This window comes from Mediterraneibacter sp. ICN-202921 (assembly GCF_037890075.1).
In the GTDB taxonomy this organism is placed as follows: Bacteria; Bacillota; Clostridia; order Lachnospirales; family Lachnospiraceae; genus Mediterraneibacter; species Mediterraneibacter massiliensis.
In genome coordinates, this window is sequence record NZ_JBBKBE010000002.1 from 108,995 (window position 1) to 133,641 (window position 24,647).

At 45.3% G+C, this 24,647-nt stretch carries 21 protein-coding genes and 1 tRNA gene; 19 read left to right on the top strand and 3 right to left on the bottom strand.

Annotated features, from left to right (window positions below):
* The first annotated feature begins 236 nt into the window (after positions 1 to 236).
* From WKT01_RS02525 to WKT01_RS02555, 7 genes are all read left to right on the top strand, one after another.
* On the top strand, positions 237 to 941 hold the full coding sequence (locus WKT01_RS02525; RefSeq protein ID WP_059067685.1) for an ABC transporter ATP-binding protein: 705 nt from the start codon (positions 237 to 239) through the stop codon (positions 939 to 941).
* A gap of 9 nt (positions 942 to 950) precedes the next feature.
* Positions 951 to 4,325: an FtsX-like permease family protein gene (locus tag WKT01_RS02530; RefSeq protein WP_340311394.1), complete on the top strand. Its 3,375-nt coding sequence runs from the start codon at positions 951 to 953 to the stop codon at positions 4,323 to 4,325.
* Positions 4,326 to 4,345: 20 nt separating this feature from the next.
* Positions 4,346 to 5,026 carry a response regulator transcription factor gene (locus WKT01_RS02535; protein ID WP_059070320.1) on the top strand — a complete coding sequence of 227 codons (681 nt, stop codon included), beginning with the start codon at positions 4,346 to 4,348 and terminating at the stop codon, positions 5,024 to 5,026.
* A complete protein-coding gene (locus WKT01_RS02540; protein ID WP_059067689.1) occupies positions 5,023 to 6,537 on the top strand; it encodes a sensor histidine kinase in 1,515 nt (504 codons plus the stop codon). Before WKT01_RS02535 ends, WKT01_RS02540 begins: the two co-directional genes overlap by 4 nt.
* 155 nt (positions 6,538 to 6,692) lie before the next feature.
* The gene (gene hisH, locus WKT01_RS02545; protein WP_059067690.1) at positions 6,693 to 7,298 is read left to right on the top strand and encodes an imidazole glycerol phosphate synthase subunit HisH; all 606 of its coding nucleotides are present in this window, start codon (positions 6,693 to 6,695) and stop codon (positions 7,296 to 7,298) included.
* 13 nt (positions 7,299 to 7,311) lie between these two features.
* Positions 7,312 to 8,073 (top strand): imidazole glycerol phosphate synthase subunit HisF, encoded by a 762-nt coding sequence (hisF, locus tag WKT01_RS02550; protein WP_059067692.1) that lies wholly within the window; start codon positions 7,312 to 7,314, stop codon positions 8,071 to 8,073.
* Between the two features lie 87 nt (positions 8,074 to 8,160).
* Positions 8,161 to 8,832, top strand: coding sequence for a uracil-DNA glycosylase (locus WKT01_RS02555; protein ID WP_059067694.1), 672 nt, complete (start codon positions 8,161 to 8,163; stop codon positions 8,830 to 8,832).
* Positions 8,833 to 8,940: 108 nt separating this feature from the next.
* Here WKT01_RS02555 and deoC read toward each other — a convergent pair whose 3' ends face one another.
* Positions 8,941 to 9,576 (bottom strand): deoxyribose-phosphate aldolase, encoded by a 636-nt coding sequence (deoC, locus tag WKT01_RS02560; RefSeq protein ID WP_117973884.1) that lies wholly within the window; start codon positions 9,574 to 9,576, stop codon positions 8,941 to 8,943.
* 258 nt (positions 9,577 to 9,834) lie between these two features.
* Here deoC and WKT01_RS02565 point away from each other — a divergent pair.
* Positions 9,835 to 9,905, top strand: a tRNA-Gly gene (locus WKT01_RS02565).
* Between the two features lie 365 nt (positions 9,906 to 10,270).
* Here WKT01_RS02565 and WKT01_RS02570 read toward each other — a convergent pair.
* A complete protein-coding gene (locus WKT01_RS02570; RefSeq protein WP_059067698.1) occupies positions 10,271 to 10,675 on the bottom strand; it encodes a type II toxin-antitoxin system HicB family antitoxin in 405 nt (134 codons plus the stop codon).
* Between the two features lie 317 nt (positions 10,676 to 10,992).
* Here WKT01_RS02570 and WKT01_RS02575 point away from each other — a divergent pair, with 317 nt between their 5' ends.
* From WKT01_RS02575 to WKT01_RS02585, 3 genes are read left to right on the top strand one after another with little or no spacing between them, the layout of a single operon-like run.
* A complete protein-coding gene (locus WKT01_RS02575) occupies positions 10,993 to 11,703 on the top strand; it encodes an ABC transporter ATP-binding protein (RefSeq protein WP_340311395.1) in 711 nt (236 codons plus the stop codon).
* Complete coding sequence (locus WKT01_RS02580) at positions 11,690 to 13,246, top strand: COG1361 S-layer family protein (protein WP_340311396.1); 1,557 nt, start codon at positions 11,690 to 11,692, stop codon at positions 13,244 to 13,246. Before WKT01_RS02575 ends, WKT01_RS02580 begins: the two co-directional genes overlap by 14 nt.
* Positions 13,203 to 14,633 carry an ABC transporter permease gene (locus WKT01_RS02585; protein WP_340311397.1) on the top strand — a complete coding sequence of 477 codons (1,431 nt, stop codon included), beginning with the start codon at positions 13,203 to 13,205 and terminating at the stop codon, positions 14,631 to 14,633. Before WKT01_RS02580 ends, WKT01_RS02585 begins: the two co-directional genes overlap by 44 nt.
* A 38-nt stretch (positions 14,634 to 14,671) precedes the next feature.
* On the opposite strand, the gene WKT01_RS02590 is transcribed toward WKT01_RS02585, so the two are convergent.
* Positions 14,672 to 14,935 carry a hypothetical protein gene (locus WKT01_RS02590; RefSeq protein WP_340311398.1) on the bottom strand — a complete coding sequence of 88 codons (264 nt, stop codon included), beginning with the start codon at positions 14,933 to 14,935 and terminating at the stop codon, positions 14,672 to 14,674.
* 245 nt (positions 14,936 to 15,180) lie between these two features.
* On the opposite strand from WKT01_RS02590, the gene WKT01_RS02595 reads away from it, so the two are divergent.
* From WKT01_RS02595 to WKT01_RS02630, 8 genes are all read left to right on the top strand, one after another.
* Positions 15,181 to 15,873 carry a response regulator transcription factor gene (locus WKT01_RS02595; protein WP_340311399.1) on the top strand — a complete coding sequence of 231 codons (693 nt, stop codon included), beginning with the start codon at positions 15,181 to 15,183 and terminating at the stop codon, positions 15,871 to 15,873.
* Between the two features lie 15 nt (positions 15,874 to 15,888).
* Complete coding sequence (locus WKT01_RS02600; RefSeq protein WP_340311400.1) at positions 15,889 to 16,740, top strand: sensor histidine kinase; 852 nt, start codon at positions 15,889 to 15,891, stop codon at positions 16,738 to 16,740.
* Between the two features lie 109 nt (positions 16,741 to 16,849).
* Complete coding sequence (locus WKT01_RS02605; protein ID WP_340311401.1) at positions 16,850 to 17,530, top strand: ABC transporter ATP-binding protein; 681 nt, start codon at positions 16,850 to 16,852, stop codon at positions 17,528 to 17,530.
* Positions 17,523 to 20,081, top strand: coding sequence for an ABC transporter permease (locus WKT01_RS02610; protein WP_340311402.1), 2,559 nt, complete (start codon positions 17,523 to 17,525; stop codon positions 20,079 to 20,081). The genes WKT01_RS02605 and WKT01_RS02610 overlap by 8 nt, the downstream gene beginning before the upstream one ends.
* Before the next feature lie 152 nt (positions 20,082 to 20,233).
* A complete protein-coding gene (locus tag WKT01_RS02615) occupies positions 20,234 to 21,289 on the top strand; it encodes a PTS transporter subunit IIC (RefSeq protein WP_340311403.1) in 1,056 nt (351 codons plus the stop codon).
* 150 nt (positions 21,290 to 21,439) lie between these two features.
* A complete protein-coding gene (locus tag WKT01_RS02620; RefSeq protein WP_445299684.1) occupies positions 21,440 to 22,192 on the top strand; it encodes a GTP pyrophosphokinase in 753 nt (250 codons plus the stop codon).
* A 204-nt stretch (positions 22,193 to 22,396) separates the two neighbouring features.
* Complete coding sequence (locus tag WKT01_RS02625; protein ID WP_340311404.1) at positions 22,397 to 22,756, top strand: ArsR/SmtB family transcription factor; 360 nt, start codon at positions 22,397 to 22,399, stop codon at positions 22,754 to 22,756.
* Between the two features lie 25 nt (positions 22,757 to 22,781).
* Positions 22,782 to 24,644, top strand: coding sequence for a heavy metal translocating P-type ATPase (locus tag WKT01_RS02630; RefSeq protein WP_340311405.1), 1,863 nt, complete (start codon positions 22,782 to 22,784; stop codon positions 24,642 to 24,644).
* Positions 24,645 to 24,647 lie beyond the last annotated feature (3 nt).

Below are 24,647 nucleotides of genomic sequence, written 5' to 3' on the forward strand. Positions count from 1 at the left end.
AATTAAATAGTTTCAGAGTCCATAAAAAGGTAAAGAAAGATTTTGTCTGGTATAAACGCAGTTTCTTTGTGTATATCCTAACACATGCCTTACAGGCGGGCGTGTTTCGCACGACAGGGTATGTAATACAAGGCAGACATTAAAAAAGTGTGAAATTACATTGAATTTGATTAAATTCTCATGTAAGCATGGTATAATAACATAGAAAACGTATATCATGTCCGGGAGATGAAGGGATGGAAAATTTCGTACAACTTCAAGATATTACAAAGATTTATAAAATGGGAGAAATCGAGATCCGTGCCGTAGACGGAATCGATTTTACCATTCATAAAGGTGAATTTGTTGTTATTGTGGGGCCCAGCGGCGCAGGGAAAACGACAGTGCTCAATATCCTGGGAGGAATGGATACAGCGACATCGGGCAGTCTGCTTGTGGACGGAGAAGAGATCACTAAGTACTCGGCGAGGCAATTGACGGGGTACCGTCGTGAAGATATTGGCTTTGTATTTCAGTTTTATAATCTGGTGCCAAATCTGACGGCACTGGAAAATGTTGAACTGGCATTGCAGATATGCAGAGAGCCTTTGGATGCGCGGGAAGTGCTAAGGGAAGTAGGACTTGCAGATAGAATGGACAATTTTCCTGCACAGCTTTCAGGCGGAGAGCAGCAAAGGGTTTCCATAGCCAGAGCGTTGGCTAAGAATCCGAAACTGCTTCTGTGCGACGAGCCTACAGGAGCTCTGGATTACAATACCGGAAAAGCGATTTTAAAACTCTTGCAGGATATGTGCCGGGAGCGCGGCATGACAGTGATCGTTATCACGCATAATTCTGCGCTGGCGCCGATGGCAGATCGTCTGATCAAGATAAAAAACGGCAAAGTTTCTAAAATGGAGATTAATAAAAACCCAGTATCAATAGACGAGATCGAATGGTAGGTCATTTACATGAACAGAAAAGCACTGAGAAAAGATTTTTATATGGAGATCAGACGCAGTTTGGGACGATTTTTGTCCATCTTCTTTATTGTGGCGATCGGTGTTGCTTTCTTTTCCGGAATTCGTGCGGCTGAACCGGATATGCGCATATCCGGAGATACCTATTTTGATGAGAAGAATTTGATGGATATCCAAGTGGTCAGTACGTTAGGGCTGACAGAGGATGATGTGGAAGCGTTAAGAGAGACGGAGGGCATAGAAAAGGTAGAAGGCGGTTATTCTGTGGATGCTTTATGTACAGGAAATGAAACAGAGAGCGTGGTACATATTTCTTCTATCCTGCCGACGATGAACCAGGTGACAGTGGAGAAGGGACGGCTTCCCAAGACGGCGCAGGAGTGTGCTGTGGACGTAGATTTTCTCGTTGAAGAAGGCTTTCAGATCGGGGATACGATTACACTGCGTTCAGGGACAGATACAAAGATCACAGATACACTAAAAGAGGACACCTTTACGATCGTTGGCGCTATCAGCAGTCCATGTTATATTTCCTTTCAGAGAGGCAGTACGACGATCGGTACGGGAAATGTAGACGGTTTTGTCAGTGTGCCCGCAGAGAGTTTTGACATGGAAGTATACACAGAACTATATGCAGCGGCAGAGGGCGCAAAGGCATTGACGGCGTTTACCGCTGCATATGACGACTGTGTAGAGGCTGTGACAGAACATATAGAGGGGATCAAAGAAGAACGGGAGGACGCACGTTATCAGGAGATCATTGACGAGGCAAATACACAGCTGGCAGATGCAAAGGCGGAATTTGCACAAGCTCAGACAGAGGCAGAGGAAAAGCTGTCAGAAGCGAAACAGCAGTTGGAGGATGGACAGAATCAGATAGACAGCGCAAAGGCAGAGATAGAAAGTTCTGCGAGCCAACTTGCGATTTCAGAAAGCGAACTGACGGCAAAGCAGGCGGAAATGGATAGTGCTTGGGCTTCCCTTACGGCAAAACAAGAAGAGACGGATGCGGCGAAAACAGAGCTGGAGCAGCAAAAGGCAGCGTTAGAAGCAGGCAGTATTACAAAGGATGAGACATACCAGGAGGCATATCAACAGGGATATGAGGAAGCTTTATCACAGGCTTACCTGACGGCGGAAGGAAAACTGGACGGACAGGCAGCACAGATAGAAAGTGCCATTGCACAGCTTGAAGAAACGATAAAAAGGCTGGAGGAAAGTGGAGACCCCGGCGGACAGTTAGCGGGATTGAAGGCAGAACTTGCCGTGCAGGAGGCGTCTCTCGCACAGATAAACAGTGAAACATTCCGTGATACGATAAAAGCGCAGGCAAAAGCAGAACTGGATGTAGTTTTTCCGGGACAGTTTAATGAACAGTACCGACAGCAGGCGTTGTCTCAAGTGAATGAATATCTTTCGCAGTTAAGTGCAGGACAGACACAAATGGACGAAGCGAAAACGCAGCTGGTATCTGGTCAGGCACAGATAGATGCAGGCTGGGTCCAGATCAGCCAGGCAAAGACACAGCTGCAGGACGCACAGACAGAACTGGCAGAAAAAGAACAAGAGCTTGCCGGCGGATGGAGTGAATACGAGGAAGGGAAGACCGAGGCAGAAGAAAAGCTTGCAGATGGTGAGGAGAAGATACAGGATGCGGAGGATGAGGTTGAGAAGATAGAACACGCCGAGTGGTATATCCATGATAGAGACAGCGCAGTTACGGATTATACCGGTTATGGGGACAATGCAGACAGAATGAGAGCCATTGGCGAGGTATTTCCGGTTTTATTTTTCCTGGTGGCCGCGTTAGTCAGCCTGACGACGATGACCCGTATGGTAGAAGAACAGAGGACTCTTATCGGTACACTTAAGGCGCTTGGATATGAAAGACATGCGATCGCGGGAAAATACCTGGGATATGCATTTTTTGCCACGGTCGGCGGCTGTATAGTGGGTGTGCTGATCGGGGAAAAGATACTTCCGTATATTATCATTACGGCATATGGGATCATGTATACGCATATGGATACGGTCATTGTCCCTTATCATTTTTCTTATGCGGCGGCGGCTTCATTGGCGGCCCTTGTCTGTACGATCGGAGCGACTTTCTTTTCCTGCTTCCGGGAATTGAGAGAGCAGGCGGCAGAATTGATGCGTCCGCCTGCGCCTAAACAAGGAAAGAGAGTAGTATTGGAGAGAGTACCGTTTATCTGGAAACGCTTTAGTTTTATATGGAAAGCGACCGTGCGCAATCTGATGCGATATAAGAAACGATTCTTTATGACGATATTTGGTATTGGTGGGTCTATGGCACTTCTATTGGTTGGATTTGGACTGCAGGACTCGATATTTAATATTGGTATACTGCAATATGATAAGATACAATTATATGATGGAAATGTGATCTTGAATGAAGATGCGGCAGAGCAGGAAAAGCAGGATATATACGAGGCGCTTAAGAAGGATGACAGAACAAAAAAGACGGTCGAGAATCTTTTGACCCAGGTAAAAGTACATAATGGCAAGAAACAAGGGGACGTATATCTCAATGTTCCGGAAGATACAGACACATTTTCCCAATTAGTCATTTTTGAAGACAGGGTAACAAAAGAAAGATACAGTCTGGACGACGAAAGTGTGATATTGACAGAAAAGATGGCTAAGACGTTGGATGTGGTTCCTGGCGATACGATCTGGATACAGGATGATATAAAAGGAGAGATTCCGGTTAAAGTAAAAAGTGTTTGTGAGAATTATATGAACCATTATCTGTATATGACAGAGGCATTGTATGAAACGGTATATGGAAAAGAGCCGGATTATAATGCTATATATTATCAGACACAGGATGGTACGACAGAGCAGGCGCAGAAAATAGGGGAAGAAATGTTGGAGTATCCGGGCGCGTTAAGTGTCAGTTATACAACGGACATAGAGAGCCGGCTGGATGATATGCTCAGCAGTCTTGATATTGTGATCGTAGTGCTTGTGGTTTCCGCAGGAATGCTGTCCTTTGTCGTGCTGTATAATCTGAATAATATCAATATCACAGAGCGCAAGAGAGAATTGGCGACGTTGAAGGTGCTGGGCTTCTATGATAATGAGGTGAGTGCATATGTATATCGAGAAAACATGATCCTGACAGTGATAGGCGGTATATTTGGGATGCTGCTTGGGAAGATTTTACATCAGTTTATTATTGTTACAGTGGAGATAGAGTCTGTGATGTTTGGGAGAAATATTGATATCAGCAGTTTTATTTATAGTTTTTTGATCACACTGGCGTTTTCATTCTTTGTGAATGGCGTAATGTATTTTAAGCTAAGGCAGATTGACATGGTAGAATCACTAAAAAGTGTAGAATGATAAAAGAAAGACGGTGCAGTATGGAAAAAGCAAAAATTTTGGTTGTGGATGATGAAAGCAGGATGAGAAAGTTGGTAAAAGACTTCTTGGCAAGGGAAGGATATGTTGTCTTAGAAGCAGGGGATGGTATGGAGGCGATGGATATCTTCTATGCCCAGCGGGATATTGCGCTTGTTATTCTAGATGTTATGATGCCTAAAATGGATGGATGGCAAGTGTGCAGAGAAATACGTGAAGAATCAAAAGTGCCGATCATCATGCTGACTGCACGGGCAGAGGAGCGGGATGAATTACAAGGATTTGAACTGGGAGTTGATGAATATATATCCAAACCCTTCAGTCCCAAGATCTTAGTGGCAAGAGTAGGGGCGATCTTGAGGAGGACCCGTGGAGCAGAAGCAGGGGAAATGCTTGAGGCAGGTGGGATCGTGATTGATAAGACGGCACATATCGTGAAGATCGATGGACAGGTGATAGATTTAAGTTTTAAAGAGTTTGAACTGCTTGCGTATTTTGTGGAGAACCAGGGCGTTGCGCTGTCTCGGGAAAAGATCCTGAACAATGTCTGGAATTATGATTATTTCGGAGATGCGAGAACGATCGATACACATGTGAAGAAACTGCGCAGTAAGCTGAAGGATAAGGGAGATTACATCCGAACGATCTGGGGGATGGGATATAAATTTGAGGTGGAAGAATGAAAGGTTCCATCAGAAGTCAGATCACGGCGATCTTTATAGGGGTAATTGTATGTATTTTGGCAGGGATGTTTGTGATCAATTCTGGCTTTCTGGGACGGTACTATGTGGTGCATAAGGAAAAAGACCTGATCGAGACATACGAGGTGATAGATGGTGCTCTGTCTGATGGAAAATTTACATCGGCAAATGTACAGGATAAGGTGCTGAATCAGTCCGAGAAGACGAATATTGATATATCGATCATGGACACGGCAGGAGGAAATATTATATTTTCTACGATCAAGGATGAAAGAGGACTTCTTTTTGCCAGGATGTTAGGGTACTTTTTTGATAAAAACCAGGATGAAGGGATGGTGTTGGAGAGTACAGAAGACTATCAGATACTGAAAGCCACCGATTCAAAGAATAAGACAGATTATCTGGAAATGTGGGGATATTTTTCGGATGGTTCCTTCTTTACGATGCGAAGCCCGTTGGAAAGTATACGGGAGAGTGCTGATCTGGCTAATACATTTCTGATTTATATCGGTATGATGGGAATCTTGCTTGGAGGCATTTTAGTCTGGTTTTTCTCAAAGAAGATTACAAAACCGATCCTGGAGCTTGCAGAATTGTCGAGGAGGATGGCAAAATTAGATTTCGATGCAAAATATACGAGCGGAGGCAGTAATGAGATCAGGATCCTGGGCGAGAGCTTTAACAGCATGTCCAAGCGGCTGGAAAAAACGGTATCAGAGTTAAAAAGAGCAAATAATAAGCTCTTAAAAGATATTGAACAAAAAGAAAAAATCGAAGATATGAGAAAAGAATTTTTGGGAAATGTCTCACATGAGTTAAAAACACCGATCGCTTTAATACAAGGCTACGCGGAAGGATTGAAAGAAGGCGTAAATGATGACCCGGAAAGCCGTGAATTTTACTGTGATGTCATCATGGATGAGGCAGGAAAGATGAACCAGATGGTGAAAAATCTGCTGACGTTGAACCAGTTAGAGTTTGGCGATGACGATCTGGAATTTGAGCGTTTTGATATTGTAGGATTGATACGGGGTGTTGTCGCGAGCTGTGAGATTTTGATACAGCAGGCACAAGCCCAAGTGTCCTTTGTGGCAGAGTCGCCGGTCTGTGTCTGGGCGGACGAGTTTAAGACAGAGCAGGTAGTGCGAAACTATCTGACCAATGCAATCCACCATGCAGAGAACGAAAAACGTATAGAGATCCGTGTGATCCCGGGAAAAGATACGGTCAGGATCACGGTGTTCAACAGTGGAAAACCGATTCCCGAAGAAGACCTGTCAAAGCTGTGGGATAAGTTTTATAAGGTGGATAAGGCGCATACGAGAGAATATGGAGGAAATGGAATCGGCTTGTCGATCGTCAAGGCAATCATGGAATCTTTCCATCAGGATTATGGAGTGCGAAATTTTGACAATGGAGTAGAATTCTGGTTCGAACTAGATACGAAATGTGCGGCGGATGAGGAGGAATGCAGAAAGCGGATGTCTGAATAGAGACGTCCGTTTTTTAATGATGTGCCTGGTTGTGTATGTTTTGATAAGTTGGATAACAGTAAACAGCGGCATGGAAAATAAACAGATTTGCTGTCTTTTCTTATCAGAATGAGTATGGTATCATTCTAATAGTATGTGATGGGAGGACAGAAAGCATGATTGCGATAATCGATTATGATGCGGGGAATATAAAGAGTGTGGAAAAGGCTCTTGTGCATCTGGGACAAGATGTGCTTGTCACAAGAGAAAAAGAAGTGATCCAAAAGGCGGATAAGGTAATCCTTCCAGGCGTAGGCGCCTTTGGGGACGCAATGAGAAATTTAAGGCAGACCGGACTGGATACAGTGATCCGGGAAGTGGTGGACAAGGGAATCTTCTTTTTGGGTATTTGCCTGGGGCTGCAGGTCTTGTTTGAGAGCAGCGAGGAGGCGCCTGGAGTACCGGGATTAGGAATTTTAAAGGGAAATATTTTGCGTATACCTAAAGAAGAAGGTTTGAAGATTCCGCATATGGGCTGGAATTCCTTGTGTTTAAAAAACGAAGGCAGATTATTTCGAGGGATAGAGGCGGATCCGTATGTATATTTTGTACATTCCTATTATCTGAAAGCAGCGGATGAAAAGATCGTGAAAGCATCTGCAAAGTATGGTGTATCGATCGATGCATCTGTAGAACAGGGAAATGTGTTTGCATGCCAGTTTCATCCGGAAAAGAGCAGTGAAATGGGACTGAAGATACTGAAAAATTTTGTGGAACTTTAAACAGGAGGCAAAAATGTTTACAAAAAGAATCATTCCCTGTCTGGATGTGCATGCGGGGAGAGTTGTAAAAGGCGTGAATTTTGTGGATTTAAAAGATGCCGGGGATCCGGTGGAGATTGCTAGGGCTTATGACAAGGCAGGAGCAGATGAACTTGTTTTTTTGGATATCACGGCTTCTTCTGATGCCCGAGAGACTGTAGTGGACATGGTGAGAAAGGTAGCGCAGTGTGTGTTTATCCCTTTTACAGTAGGAGGAGGAATACGGACGGTGGAGGATTTCCGCGCCCTATTAAGAGAAGGGGCAGATAAGATTTCTATTAATTCTTCTGCCATTAATACGCCGGAATTGATACATGATGCGGCAGAGAAATTTGGGAGCCAGTGTGTTGTGGTTGCTATTGACGCAAAGAAAAGACCCGATCAAAGAGGATGGAATATATACAAAAACGGTGGCCGTGTCGATGTAGGCATAGATGCCGTAGAATGGGCGAAAAAGGTGGAAAGCCTGGGCGCTGGAGAAATCCTTTTGACCAGTATGGACTGCGATGGGACAAAAGCAGGGTATGACCTGGAACTGACCCGCGCGATCGCAGAACAAGTGGATATTCCGGTGATCGCTTCCGGCGGTGCGGGAGAGTTGTGCCATTTCAAAGAAGCGTTGACAGAAGGAATGGCAGATGCGGCTCTGGCGGCATCGTTATTCCATTATAAAGAATTGGAGATAAAAGAAGTAAAAGAATACCTAAGAAAAGAAGGCGTCTCTGTTCGTTTGTGATACATGCCTGTGCGGACAAGCGTTTTCATTGCTCCAGCCGGAGAAAAGCGCCGGCTGTCTGAAAGAATGGTAAGGAGGAACAATACGATGGCAGGATTAACTGGGGACTGGTATGACGCTCTGAAAGGGGAGTTTGGAAAGCCTTATTATAAAAAACTGTTTCAGACGATCAATGAGGAATATAAGACGAAAAGGATCTTTCCGCCTGCGCAAGATATATTCAATGCGTTTCACCTTACGCCTCTGCATGATGTGAAGGTCGTGATCTTGGGACAAGACCCTTATCACAATTATGGACAGGCACATGGGCTGTGTTTTTCAGTGCAAAAAGGAGTGGCAGTTCCCCCTTCACTGGTCAATATTTATCAGGAACTGCATGACGATATGGGATGCACGATCCCACAGCATGGATGTCTGACGAAGTGGGCAAAACAGGGAGTGCTTATGCTCAATACAGTACTGACGGTACGTGCACATCAGGCGAATTCTCATCGGGGATTAGGGTGGGAAGAATTTACGGACGCGGCTATCCTTGCGCTGAATAGCCAGGACAGACCGATGGTATTTATTCTTTGGGGCGCTCCGGCGCAGCGAAAGAAGCGGATGTTGAATAATCCGAAACATCTAATCCTAGAAGCACCGCACCCGAGTCCTCTTTCGGCATACCGCGGCTTCTTTGGAAGCCGACCTTTTAGCCAGACGAATCGTTTCCTGGAAGAACACGGCATAGAGCCTGTAGACTGGCAGATTGAAGAATAAAATACTCCTTTAGGAAGAGGCGAAAGACAAATATTCTTCCTAAAGGAATATAGTAAAAATGTATATGTAAGAAGCAGAAATTTCACTTATGGACACAGATTGTGAGGTCTATAAAAGAATGATGCCGTTGCCGGCTCCGATCCGATCCGCTCCGGCGTCGATCAAATCTTCTGCGAATGTACGGGTGCGGATACCTCCGCTTGCTTTTATCTGCAGTCGATCGCCTACGGTTTTTTTCATCAGTTTTATATCTTCTACTGTAGCTCCTCCGGTGGAAAAACCGGTAGAAGTCTTGACAAAGGCGGCGCCTGCTTCTTCAGAAAGCTGACATGCTTTCACTTTTTCTTCTTCTGTGAGAAGACAAGTCTCAATGATTACTTTGACAATGGCTGGTTTGGAAGCTTCCACGACGGCCTTGATGTCATCTCTTACACAATCCCAATCTTTATCTTTTATAGCTCCAATGTTGATGACCATATCGATTTCAGCGGCTCCTGCCTTGACTGCTTCGGAGGCTTCAAAAGCCTTTGCTGTAGTCATCATGGCTCCCAAGGGAAAGCCGACTACACAGCATGTCTTGATTTTTGTGCCTTTTAATTCTGAAGCTACGAGCGCGGCGTGACAGGTATTCACGCAGACAGAAGCAAAACCGTGCTCCTTGGCTTCTTTGCAATAGCGGATGATACTTTCTTTGGTAGCATCTGCTTTCAACATAGTATGATCGATCTTCTTTGCAATATCCATTTTTTTCTCCTACCTTTTATAGTAAATTATTTTCCTTGCCGGACAAAGCCCTCCTGAAAGGGATATATTACGGAAGTCCAGATGGGGATGGTGTTTTTCGGAATCTGCATAAACAGATACTCACTGTATGTTTATTATAGCACAGAGAAGTAAGAAATAGTTTTCTTTTCTCAACAGGACAGCCGTATACAAGATCTATGCCGCAGATGTAGAAAAATACTTGCAATTTTAACACGGAAGTATTATAATATTTCCCATGCAGATGTAGTTCATCGGTAGAATACCAGCTTCCCAAGCTGGGGAGGCGGGTTCGATTCCCGTCATCTGCTTAATAGAAGCCGTAAGCGTTGAAAATACAGCGTTTACGGCTTTTTTTGATACTCATACAAGGAAAATTTAGATTCCGGCAAACATAAACAAGTGAGGTAGAAAAAGCCCTTGATCCATTCCTGGGGCGTATGTTCCGGTTTTATATGCAGTCAGAATTGCAAAATCTATCATCCAGTTATCAACATAGCAGAGTGTCCATTGTCGTATTCTTCCGTAGCAGGAGGATAAACCCCTTAAGGATTACGACTGTTCTGTTTGTGATGACTGTCTAAAGATGATACAATATTTTTGCAGAGAAATGTGTATAGCACATCTAGTACATCTTCAGATGTATGGCCCGCTCCTGTTGGTGCAGGAGCGGTTTTTAATTTTTACGAATTTTTTGTAATAACGCTTCTTGTAAAATTTGAGAAAAATTTACATTTAGTTCTAATGCAGCTGCATTTAACCACGCTGGAAGTGTAACAGTGCGATTTACAGATTTATTGACATTAGCCATACGTATAGACGGCATATATACATCAATTAAAACAACGCGCTCGTTCTTTTCTACTGTAATGTCAGATAACCGAGTAGGAGTAGGAAGATCTTCACCATCTTTCTCAATTCCAAACATCACACATCCAAGCAATTCACGAGCGGATAAAAGCGCATCATTATCATTGACACCGCTTGTAGCGACATCTAAATCGGGAAATACAACAGCAATTTCCTTTCCTTCCTCATAAGTAAAAACAGCAGGATAAAAATAACGTTCTATTTTTTTCATGGTATTTCTCCAATCTATAATTTTAATAGTCGGGGCTACCTAAACTGTAGCCCCGACTGTCTTTCTTAATACTTCCCTTGAAGAATAACTTTTCATGTATCATTCTCTCTTGACGATATTATAATAACACATATAATTATATTTGCCAATAAGCGGCAACACATTTACAACAAAAATGCCCACAAACAGCGAAAAAGCGTTGTAAAAAATTAAGAAATTATTAAATAATTTCACATACAAATATTACAAATTATTTTTTAGACTAGAAAGGTAATAAAAGCTTGAAAAGGGAATAGAAAAAGTAAAGGAGGGGTGACGTGAGGAAGATCATAGAAGTAAAGAACCTGTATAAGCTCTACCGTGTCGGAGATTCTGCTGTGCGGGCGTTGGACGGTGTGGATTTTGCAATATATGAAGGGGAGTTCTGCGCGATCGTCGGAACATCAGGTTCCGGCAAATCTACACTTTTAAATATGCTGGCAGGGCTGGAAAAACCGACAAAAGGAGAGATCATCATAGACGGACAGCATATAGAAGGGCTGAAGGAGGATGCGCTGGTAAAGTTCAGGCGGGAAAATGTAGGTTTCATCTTTCAGTCGTTTCATCTGATCGGTACGATGAACGCATTAGAAAATGTGGCCTTGCCGTTGAATTTTAGAGGAGAAGCCAGAGACAGCCGTCTGAAAAAGGCAGATAAAATGCTGGATCTGATGAAACTTACGAAACATAAGAAACATATGCCTAACCAGATGTCAGGCGGACAGCAGCAGAGAGTGGGGGTAGCGCGCGCACTTGTGACAGACCCCAAGATCGTGTTCGCTGACGAGCCGACGGGGAATCTGGATTCTCATACATCGGAAGATGTCATGCGTCTCATGCGGAAAATCGTGGAAGAACAAAAACGTACACTTGTGATGGTTACCCATGACAATCATCTGGCGCAGTACGCAGACAGAGTTTTCCACATTATAGATGGAAAGATCGTAAAGATAGAAAACTTAGGAGGGAAAAACCATGAAGATCATTAAAAGGACAGTCAGTGTGCTTTGCGCAGCCTTATTGCTGGCAGGCGTACTTATACCGTCAGGAGTCAAAGCGGAGAGCAAGGCGATACCGCAGATCAAGCTTTCCATAGGAAACGGGCAGAGCACCCCGACTTATCAGGCAGGACAGTCGGTGAAGTTAGAACTGCATATACAGAATCAGGGCACAGCACAAGCCGAGAACGTAACCATAAGTCCTGTCCTGGAAAATGCCGCAGACTGGCCGTTCGAGATTGAAAGCATGAACTACGAAAAGAAAATACAAAACGCCATAGCAAGCGGACAGGAGGAAACGGTTTCCTGGGATCTTAAGGTGCGTTCTGATGTGGAGAGCAAATCGTATCGGCTGAATTTTGCACTCACATATGATGACGGAACGAATGAATATGAGGATGACAAGAAGTATATCTTTGTCAAGGCAGTAGCAAAAGAGTCAGAGAAACCATCTGCTCCACAGGAAGAGGGGAAAACACCGGGTGCGGGAGACGCAGGCGGTTCCGGGACAGAAGGAACAGGCGGCAGTGACAGCCAGACTTATGGAATGGACGCCGGGATCATCAATGGAGATCCGGTGGCAGCCGGAGGGGACGCAGGCAGTACGGGAAGCGCCTCTGTTCCCCGTGTGATCGTGACTGGATTTAGCACAGATCCGGGCGAGGTAAAGGCAGGCAGCGATTTTAAACTGGTGGTACATGTGAAGAATACGGCGACTTGGACAGGCGTATCGAATATGCTGTTTGATTTTCAGGCGCCTTCTTCCGGGACAGAAGCGGCAGCGGAAGCACCGGCGTTTCTGCCTTCTTCCGGATCCAGTTCGGTGTATCTGGAGAATATCCCGGCTGGGGAGACGAGAGATATTACGATCGATCTGAACGCAAGGGCGGATCTGGTGCAGAAGCCTTACAGCATTGCCATGTCTATGAAATATGAGGATGGAAATCAGGCACAGTATGAGGGAAATTCAAGTCTTGCGATTCCGGTCAAGCAGGCAGCAAGATTTGAATTCAGTGAGATCAAGATCGCTCCAGAGAGTATTGCGGTAGGGGAAGAAGCGAATATCACCTGTAGTCTGTACAATACGGGACGGATCAAGCTGTATAATGTGAAGGCAAAATTCCAGGGCGACGGGATCGAAGGTGAAGAGATCTTTATCGGCAACCTGGAGTCCGGAGCAACGGGTACGATCGACGGGATCGTTACAGGAACTTCCCAGACAGCGGGAGACGGAAAATGTAAAATGGTCGTCAGTTATGAAGATGAGGCAGGAAAAGCTTCTACCATAGAGAAAGAATTCGTTCTGACTGTGATAGAGCAGGCAGAACCTGCGGATATGACAGAGATGATGCCCATGGAAGAAGAAAGAGGCTTCCCGATCCTGCCGGTAGTGATCGCAGCATTACTTCTGCTCATTGTGATTATTGTGATCGTGGTGCTCAAGGTGAGAAAGAAAAAGAAGATAGCCATAGAAGAGGAGGAACTGCTGGATGAGGTGGACCGATTTATTGAGGATGAGCATATCGAGCCTTAAACGCCGAAAACTGCGGACTTTTCTGACAGTCCTTGGGGTCGTGATCGGCACGGCTTCTATTGTGGTCATGATCTCCCTGGGACTCGGCATGCAGGAATCTATGTACCGGGAGATCGAGCAGTCGGGAGGAATGACCAGCTTGACCGTCACGGGAAAGCAGACGGATACAGGTATGTACAGTTATTCTTCTATGGAGGGCGAAGAGGAGTCTGATAAGTATATTACAGATGAAGTGATCGAGCAGTTGAGAGAAATGGAGCATGTCAAGAGCGCGGAACCGGTCCTGAGCCTGAATGCAATAGCGTTGAAAGGAAAATATATGGGCTATCTGGACTTAAGAGGAATGACGCCGGAAGGCCTAAAGCAGCTGAAGTTAAATTTGGCGCCGGGCGGAAAACTCCCCGATCCTGACAGCCCCAATTTAGACCTGGTCGTGGGAAATGGTGTGATCCAGTCTTTTTATGAAGAATCTACAGGAAAAGGATATTGGGAAACCGGAGAACTGCCGGATATTGACTTTATGCAGGATCAGTTGTTTTTGATCCTGGATGAGAGCACATATTTCCAGTCCAAGGAAAGCGCAAGCATGGGACTGGGAGAAGATGGCGGTCAGGATACGCAGGATGGAACAGGCGGAACGGGTACGGCGAAAAAAACAGCGAAGAAGTATGTGGTAAAGGCGAGCGGAGTCATAGACGGCGACGTCAATGCGTATAATGCCAATTATTATTATGTCTATTGTGATCTGGATACATTAAAAGATATGCTGAAAAAAGAATTTCGGGGAAGTGTGATCCCTGGACAGCCCAGCACCAAATCCGGAAAGCCATACAGTAAGTTTGTCTATTCTTCTGCGGCCGTACAGGCAGATGATATGGATCAGGTGGATGCTTTATCTGCCCAGATCCGGGAAATGGGCTACAATGTATCTACCAACGCAGAGTATATGGAAAGCATGAAGAAACAATTCGCCATGGTACAGGCGGTATTGGGAGGGATCGGCGCAGTATCTCTGCTTGTGGCAGCGATCGGAATTGCCAATACGATGATGATGTCTATCTATGAGAGAACGAAAGAGATAGGCGTAATGAAGGTCATCGGATGCAGCCTGAAAAATATCCGGCAGATGTTCCTCTTAGAAGCGGCATTTATCGGCTTTGTAGGCGGGGTGATCGGAAATATCTTAAGCTTTCTGATGTCCTTTGTTATTAACTTTTTGACAGGAAACGGCAGCGCCGTCGGATTGGACGGAAATATCTCCTATATTCCGCTGTGGCTTGTACTTGTTTCTCTTGCTTTTGCTGTTCTGGTCGGCATGACGGCAGGATATTTTCCGGCTCTGCGGGCCATGCGCTTAAGTCCTCTGGCGGCGATTAGAAATGAGTGATTAAAAAGCCGGAGACTGCCTGCAAGAGTCGGTGAGGCTTATTCTTCGATGATCTGGATCTCCAGATAATCAAAGTCAATAGAGTCTACGAAATTGTCCTGATAGAAACGAGCCTTGTCATGCCGTTTGAATTCAGCGATCGTACTGTCCAGCCAGATCGGCTTGCTTAGATCAAATTCATAACAGATGGCATCCAGCGCATGAAAAATCTTGTGTGTGCGGGTGTCATCTGTCTCATCACAGATTACGATATCTTTTACCATTCGGTTGTCTTTCCATTCTTTTCCCCATAGACGAAACATAATTTCTTCCTTTCTGTCTGGTGTTTTCAATCATATTTGAGGACATTCTATCATACTTTATGAGCAGGCTCAAGGAAGACAAGCTGATAAAATCTTTTCGGAGAGTAGGAAAATTTTTCCTCTGGGAGTAGGAAATTACTTCCTGTGAAATAAAAATATTCCGCTAAGCAGAAAAAAAGTATGCTACTATAGAACTGCAGTGTTAAAAGTTTTGTGTAAATATATAGAAAAAGAAGAGGAAAAACATGGCAGAGATATTACTTATAGAAGACGATAAAGGGCTGCGTGAAGGGATCGCCATCGGTCTTGGCAGCAAAGAGTATCATTTTACAGGCTGTACGACGCTTGCGCAGGCGAGGGAGACTGTGTGGGAGAAAAAGAAGAAGTACGATCTGGTGATACTGGATCTGAATCTTCCGGATGGAAGCGGATATGATTTTTTGAAAGCATACAGGCAGCAGACCGATGGTCCGGTGCTGATCCTGACTGCTAATGATCTGGAAATGCAGGAAGTGATGGGGTTTGAACTGGGAGCGAATGATTATGTGACAAAACCATTCAGTCTGGCGGTCCTGCGTGCCAGGATCGCCAATCTTGTCAGAAATCATGCGGGACGGGAACAGGCGGCATATGAAAGAAGCCGGTATGAAGATGCGCATTTATACCTGGATACGAGACAGTGGGAGTTCAAAAGAGACGGGCAGGAGATCATCCTGAGTCGGACAGAACAGAAACTTCTGGGGATTTTGCTGGAAAACAGGGGGAATACAGTGCCGCGGGAACGTATGCTGGAGAAGATCTGGCAGGACGGTGCCGAATATGTAGAAGAAAATGCACTTTCTGTAGCTGTCAGCAGATTGAGAGCCAAAATAGAGGAAGATCCGTCTAAACCAAGCCACATTCTCAATGTGTATGGGATCGGGTATGTCTGGAAATAGAGAGGAAGCAGAAAAATGGGCAGATATGTAGGAAGAAAGACGTTTGATGTTCTGAATCAGATGTTGGACGGAGCGATCGACGGAACCTTTACGGAATCGGATTATGATGAAAGTGAACTGTCAAAACTAGAAGCGAAGTGGCTGCATTTTCTAAGCGCTTCCGCCCTTGGCAGAGAGACGATAGAAAAAGAAAAACAGTCTGTACAGGAACTCGTCTCCGATATTTCCCATCAGGTGAAGACGCCGATCGCCAATCTTCTGCTGTATGGGGAAATCTTGCAGGAACGGCTGGACGGCGAGGAAAAAGAGATGGCAGGACATTTGTTAAAGGAGACCAGACGGCTGGAATTTCTCCTCCAGTCTCTTGTAAAGATGTCCCGGCTTGAGACGAACACGATCCAGCTGCTTCCCAAGGTGCAGCCGCTTATGCCGCTTTTAGAAAGCGTGCTGGAAAGAGGCGGGAAGAAGCGGAAGGAAAGAAATATCCAGATCCAAAAGTGTGGATGGGAACAGGCACAGGCACAGGAAGCTTGTTTTGATAAGAAATGGACAGAGGAAGCGGTATATAATATCCTGGACAATGCGCTGAAATATACCGGGGAAAACACGCAGATCACGATCCGGGTGGATGTCTATGAACTTTTTGTGCGGATCCGGATACGGGATGAAGGACCCGGCGTGGCAGAAGAGGAAGCGCCTCTTTTATTCAAGAGATTTTATCGGAGTCCTCGTTTCTGTGAGCAGGAAGGCGTGGGTCTTGGGCTCTATCTGGCGAGGGAAATCTTGCGAAAAGAGGGAGGGTATATCAAGGTCGCCTCCCCAAAAGAAGGGGGCTGCGAATTCTCTGTATACTTAAAAAGACGTTAAGTACAGTGACAAAAAGAAAATCTTTCGAAAATGAAAGATTTGGGAAAGAGGATAGAAAGAGTCGTGTGATAGAGTCTTTTTATAGTGAAATATAAGGAGGCCTGAAAGAATGGAGACGATTCTAAGGACAAAGGATTTAAAAAAATATTATGGGACCGGAGAGAACCAGGTCCATGCGCTCGACGGCGTGACACTCTCGATCGGACAGGGAGAATTTGTGGCTGTGGTGGGTACTTCCGGTTCCGGTAAATCGACGCTTCTGCATATGTTGGGCGGGTTGGACAGACCTACTTCCGGGAAAGTATTTGTGGACGGAAAAGATATCTTTCAACTAAAAGACGACGCATTGTGTATCTTTCGGAGAAGGAAGATCGGATTTGTGTTCCAGAGTTATAATCTGGTGCCAGTGCTAAATGTGGAAGAAAACATCACTCTTCCCATTGAACTGGACGGCAATCGGGTAGATAAAAAGTTTGTTCGAGAGATCGTGCAGGTATTGGGACTTACAGATAAGCTGGGAAGCCTGCCAAGTCAACTGTCCGGCGGGCAGCAGCAGAGAGTGGCAATCGCCAGAGCGCTGGCAGCGAAACCTGCCATTTTGCTTGCCGATGAACCTACCGGGAATCTGGATTCCAATACAAGCCAGGACGTATTAAGTCTGTTAAAAGTGACAAGCGACCAGTTTGCGCAGACGATCGTTATGATCACCCACAATGAAGAGATCGCGCAGATGGCAGACCGCATCATACGGATCGAGGATGGCAGAATACGAGGTGGATCCTATGCGTAGAGTGAGAAATCAAAAAGTCTTAAAAAAACTTTCCCAGAGGATCGTAGGATCCAGAAAAAAGAAAAATATCATCAGCCTTGCCGCGATCCTTTTGACTACGATCTTATTTACGACCGTTTTTTCTGTAGGAGGCAGTCTGCTAAAAAGTAACACGGAATCTACGCTGCGTCAGGTGGGCGGCAGTACACATGCCGGATATAAAAATATGACCTGGGAAGAGTACGAGAAAATAAAGCAGGATAAGGCGGTAAGAGATCTCTCCTATAACATCATGGTAGGGGTTACGACGAACCCGGAATTGAACAAGATCCAGGGGGAGGTGCGTTACTTTGAACCTTTGGATGCAGAACACAGCTTTTCCTATCCGACCGTAGGGAACATGCCGGAAAAAGAAGACGAAGTGGCCATGAGCACGATCGTGCTGGATGCGCTCGGGGTCAGACATGAGATCGGGGAGAAACTGACGTTGGATATACAGATCCACGGTGCTGTGCAGACGAAAACATTTACACTGTGCGGATATTGGGAAGGAGATTCTGTCTCCCGCGCACAGGAGATCCTGGTGTCAAGGGAATGGGCGGAAAAGGTGGCGCCGGTGGAGACAACGCCTTTCTATGAAACAGACCAGACAGATTACAGCGGATATATGAATGTAAATTTCAATTTTTCGAATGCCTTTGATATTGAGAAAAAGACAGTAGAACTGACGCAGCGCTTAGGATTCGATCCGAATAAAGTAAATACAGGCGTGAACTGGGCGTATGGGTTTTCTTCCGTGGACGTCAGTTCTATCCTTATGCTTGTTGTCCTGCTGGGGCTGATCATGCTTTCCGGGTATCTGATCATTTATAATATTTTCTATCTGAATATTTTCCGCGATATCCGGTTTTACGGTCTGCTCAAGACGATCGGGACGACCGGAAAGCAGCTGAAAAAGATCGTCAGAAAACAGGCATGGCAGCTTTGCCTGTTTGGGATCCCGGCAGGACTTCTGCTGGGCTGGCTGACCGGAAGATTTTTTACTCCCTTTGTGGTCAATATGCTGGACGGCGTGCTTTTGCGGTATTCTGCCAATCCTCTCATCTTCATAGGCTCGGCGCTGTTTACCATCCTGACGGTTTATATCAGCTGTATCAAGCCCTGCCGAATGGCGGCAAAGGTATCACCTATAGAAGCTGTCCGGTTTACAGAACAAGGCAGGAAAAAGAAGAATAAGAACAAGAAGACAAAGAGAGCTACGCCTTTTCGTATGGCGATGTCTAATCTGCGGAGAAATACGAAGAAACTGGTGTTGGTCGTTTTTTCTCTCTCGCTGAGTCTGATCTTGCTGAACAGCGCTTATACGATCGTGACAGGTTTTGATATGGATAAATTTTTGTCTTCTTATCTGGTATCCGATTTTATGGCGACAGATGTCAGCGTGAAGAATGTTTCTCTTTCGTATGTAGAGTATGAAGGCGTGACAGAAGAATTTTTGGCAGAGTTACAGGAACAAGAGGGCGTGGAAAATATCGGACATGTCTATGTCCGTGGAAACGATCATGTCTATTCGGACGCAGAGTGGGAACGGTTGGAAACGATCATGGAAGATCCTGCCTATGCGGACTGGTTTGGAGAGTATCAGCTGCAGGAATCCTTTGATAATCTCAGAGCAGACCGTACGACAGATACAGATATATATGGCGTCAATCAAGAAGCGGCAGAGAAGATCATACTGGCAGATGGTCAAAAAATGGATTGGGAGAAATTTCGTACCGGCAAATATGTGATCGTGAACGCCATGGACAGTACAAACGAAGGAAAGGTTACCTTCCATAGCCCGTTCCTGGAACCGGGGGATACAGTGACACTGGAGTTTGAAGAAGGAAAGGCAAAGGAATATGAGGTGCTGTATGTAGGGCAGATGCCGATGGCGATGGGAACACAGATGTTTCCATTGATTCCGGAAAGCTTTATACTGCCGGATACGGAGATGAAAGAGCAGACCGGAATCAGACAGCCTATGCGGACGATCTTTGACGTGAAAGACGGACAAAGAGCGGCGGTAGGAAAGTGGTTGGCAGACTATTGTGAAAATGTGAATCCAAACATGGCATACGGCGACAAAGCCGAATATGAGAAAGAATTTGACGAAATGCGGAAAGTATTTGTGATCGCGGGCGGATTGCTGAGCGTGATCCTTGCCTTGATCGGAATTCTGAATTTTGTCAATGTGACCGTGACTTCCATCCTTGCGCGCAGGCAGGAACTGGCTATGCTGGAAGCGATCGGGATGACCGGAAAACAGCAGAGAAGTATGCTGCGGGACGAAGGGATCATGTACGGTATCCTGACGATACTGGTCAGCGCCAGCGCAGGAAGCGCGATCGGATATTTCCTCGTGGAGACGGTGGCCGGGCAGATGTGGATGTTCAGTTGGCATTTTACCCTTCTGCCTATCCTGCTCTGTATCCCGTTCTTACTGGCGATCTCCGCTGTCGTTCCGGAAATATGTTATCGGAACGCATGTAAAAATACAGTGGTAGAAAGGCTGCGTATAACAGAGGAGTAAAAGAAGATATAAGGAGGAGCATATCAAGAAATAGATAGTTTCAAATAGGAGGAGCTGTTGTACTAATTGGTACACAGCTCCTTTTGGCATATACTTTTCTTCTCCTTTATGCTAAAATAAGCAGGAATATTCATAAATGGGAGTGCAAAAAGATGAAAAAGCTGTTAGACAGGATCTTTATTGATGGACTGAGCGGAATGGCGCACGGGTTGTTTGCTACTTTGATCATTGGAACGATCATACAGCAGATAGGAACTTTTTTAGGCGGAAATGCGGGAGGGCTCATCTTCCTTACAGGAAAGATGGCGGCGGCAGTCACAGGAGCGGGAATCGGGATCGGTGTGGCAAGGAAATTAGAGGCGCCGCAGCTGGTGATCATTTCGGCTGCTGTGGTTGGTATGGCGGGAGCCTTTGCAGATAAGCTTCTGACCGGCAGCATAGTAAAGGATGGAAGTATTGTGCTGACAGGACCGGGAGAACCACTGGGTGCTTTTATTGCGGCATATGTCGCGATAGAGATCGGGATTTTGATCTCCGGCAGGACAAAGCTGGATATTCTCCTTACGCCTCTGGTATGTATCGGGACAGGTACGGCCGTAGGGCTGTTTTTAGGACCGCCGATATCTAAATTTATGATGTGGCTTGGTTCTCTGATCAACTGGGGGACAGAACAGCAGCCTCTGCTGATGGGAGTGGTCGTATCCGTCCTGATGGGGATGATCCTGACACTGCCCATCAGCTCCGCCGCATTGGGCGTGATCTTAAATTTATCCGGTCTGGCAGCGGGAGCGGCGACGGTAGGCTGCTGCTGCAATATGATCGGATTTGCTGTGGCAAGTTATCGGGAAAATAAACTGGGCGGCCTATTGGCACAGGGAATCGGAACTTCTATGCTGCAGGTCCCGAATATCGTAAAAAGGCCGGTGATCTGGCTGCCTGTGATCTTATCCAGCGCCATATTGGGGCCTGTCGGAACGATGCTTTTACATATGACCAATAATGCGACAGGTTCTGGCATGGGCACAGCTGGGCTGGTGGGGCCGATCATGACATGGCAGGTCATGACTGCCAGTGAACCTGCGCTGATCGTATTTACGAAGATCCTTTTGATCCAATTTATCCTGCCGGCTGTTTTAACTTTGCTCATTTCAGAATTTATGCGTAAGAAAAAGTGGATCCGGTACGGGGATATGAAACTCACAGATTAAAAGAAGATCACAGTTTACGAAGAGGAACGGGCTGTCTGTACAAACTGCATTGTATGGGCAGCCCGTATTTATAAAAAAAGGGTGAACTCTATGACAGAAGGTATAAAATATGATATAATACAGAAAGTGTGAAAGGAGGGGAAAGACAAGGTGAAAAGTGAGCAGCAGATTCAGGATGCGTTGAAAAATTATGAAGATGTCGATAGCTGGAAGACAGTTATTTTTCTATATAATGCAGCATTAAAAGAAGTAGGTACGAAATTAGAGATATTGAATGAAGAATTTCAGCATGTACATAGATATAACCCTATCGAACACATAAAGACTCGTATCAAAACGCCGGAGAGTATTGTAAAAAAACTGAAAAGAAACGGATATGAAACTTCCATTGAAAATATGGTGAAGTATATCAATGACATCGCCGGGGTGCGTCTCATTTGTTCTTTTACCTCAGATATTTACCGTTTGGCTGAAATGATAGGAAATCAAAGCGATTTAAAGGTTTTGTCTATCAAGGATTATATAAAGAATCCGAAAGAGAGCGGATACAAAAGCTATCATATGCTGGTGTCTGTGCCTATTTTTCTGTCGGACAGCGTCGTAGATACGAAAGTAGAGATACAGATCCGGACGATCGCGATGGATTTCTGGGCGAGCCTGGAGCATAAGATTTATTATAAGTTTGAAGGAAACGCGCCGGAATATATAAGCCGGGAGTTGAAAGAATGTGCGCAGATGGTTTCTGAGCTGGACGACAAGATGCTGTCTTTGAACGACGCTATCCAGGAGTGCGCAATGAGCGCCATGGCAGAGCAGGAAGAGCGTATTTCAGTGGAAGATGTTGCGGAGCATGTTCTGGGTAATAAAGAAAAACAGAAAACACTGCAGTTTATACAGAAGTAGACACTATGCGAGAAATGCCATGCCTGTATTTGTTTTTACAGGGAAGGAAAATGTAAAAATATGACATAAAACGTAAAAAGCACAGGAAAACCCCAAAAAAGCGTGGTTTTCCTGTGTTTTGTCATACCCTTGGAACTTGACCGTGTTATTGGATTCACGTATAATAAAAACCGGATGGATGCTCATGGGAAGGGAGAATGAGCTATGGACAGAATAGAAGTGGAGCATTGCGATCATATACATGTACATAAAGATATTGTGAAAAATGTGCAGGAACATATGCCAAGAGAAGAAGAACTTAGAGATCTGGCTGATTTTTTTAAAGTGTTTGGGGACACGACGAGGATCCGTATTTTATGCACGCTGTTTCAGACAGAGATGTGTGTCTGCGACCTCGCGCAGACGCTGGATATGACACAGTCTGCGATCTCGCATCAACTCCGTATCCTTAAGCAGATGAAGTTGGTAGTGAACAGAAGAGAAGGGAAGACCGTGTTCTATTCATTGGCGGATGGACATATCAAGACGATCATGGATCAGGGAATGGAGCATATAAGGGAATGAAAGTGCAGAAAAAAGGTAACGCAAAATGGGGAAGGATGTAAAAAGAAAGTGGTGGGAGATCGGTATCGGTACAATTCTTTATGTGACTGTATTCTGTACCGGACAATATCAGAGTCAGGAAAGGATCGTGCAGTGTATCTTATATCTGATACCGTATGGCATTATTTCTTTTGAGACATATTGGGAAATGCTGAAAGGTCTTAGAAGGTTTCAGTTTTTTAACGAAAAGCTATTGATGATCTTTGCGACGATCGGCGCCTTCTGCATTGGAAGAAATGCGGAGGCAGCAGGCGCAATGCTCTTTTTTGAGATTGGCGTATTGATAGAGAAGATCGCGTTTGGACAAACAAAGAAATCGATCGCCAAATTTATGGATATACGCCCGGACTCCGCAAATTTGAAAACAGACAGTGGAGAAGAGGCAGTTTCTCCGGAGCAGTTAAGTGTCGGTGATGTGATCATTATTAAGCCGGGAGATAAAATACCTGTAGACGCAGTAGTCACGTTTGGAAACAGTACGATCGATAAAAAAGCGCTTACAGGGGAATATGAGCCTGTGGAAGTAAAACCGGGAGACCGCCTTTACAGCGGAAGCATCAATCTAAGCGGAGGACTCGAGGCGAAAGTAAAGAAGCTGTATAAAGACTCTACTGCCTCCAGGATAGTGGATTTGGTAGAAAATGCCAATAATAAAAAGGCGGATACAGAAAACCTGGTGGTGAGATTTACAAAATATTATACACCTGCAGTCCTTCTTCTGGGTATTCTTGTTATGATCCTGCCGCCTATGATGCTGTCAGGACAGGAACCGGACACGTGGATATACAGAGGCCTGATTTTCTTAGTAGCGGCATGTCCGAGCGGGTTATTGATCTCAGTGCCGCTTGCGTTCTTGGGAGGGATCGGCGCCGCATCCAGACAAGGAATTTTGATCAAGGGCTGTGATCATGTGGAGGCTTTGTCTCAGACGGAGACATTTGTATTTGACAAAACAGGCACATTGACAGAAGGGGTATTTCATGTTTATGAGATAGAGCCGAAGAATATGGAGAAGGAAGCTCTGTTGGACATTGCTTCCGCAGCAGAAGCTTATTCCACACATCCTATTGCAGTGTCTCTGCGTGAAAGCCGCAAAGAGGAGATCGACCTGGAAAGGGTGGAGGAAGTACGGGAATTTTCCGGATTTGGTATTAAGGCAAAGGTGGATGGGAAAGAGGTTATTGTAGGGAATTATAAATTTCTGATGAAAGAGGGAATCTTTTTCGCGCCTCCAAATCAAAAGAGAGGTACAGCTGTATACGTGGCGGAAGAAGGAGAGTATGCCGGATGTATCATCATAGACGATGTGATACGGCCGGATGTAAAAAGGCTGATGCGGTGGCTTCACCGACATAATATAGAGGCAGTCATGCTGACAGGGGACAATGTAGAGACAGCGCAGGCAGTGGCAAGAGAACTGCATATCGATTATGTGTATGCAGACTTGCTTCCGGAAGATAAGGTAGAACAGCTGGAAGAATTTATAGAAAGTCAGATGGAATCAGAAAAGCTGGCTTTTGTAGGAGATGGGATCAACGATGCTCCTGTGCTTGCCAGAGCAGATATCGGAATCGCAATGGGCGGCTTAGGAGCCGATGCGGCGCTGGAAGCAGCAGACGTTATCCTAATGGAAGACGAACCTTCTAAGATTATCAATGCAATCCGCATCTCGCAAGGGACGCTGCATTCCGTAAAAGAAAATATGATCTTTGCCCTGGGAATGAAGCTGTTTTTGCTGTTGCTTGCTTTTTTCGGGCTGGTCACTATGCAAAACGCGATCTTGGCGGATATGGGAGTCATGCTGCTGAATATATTGAATTCATTCTGGGTGATCAAATATCCAGAGTAAGGG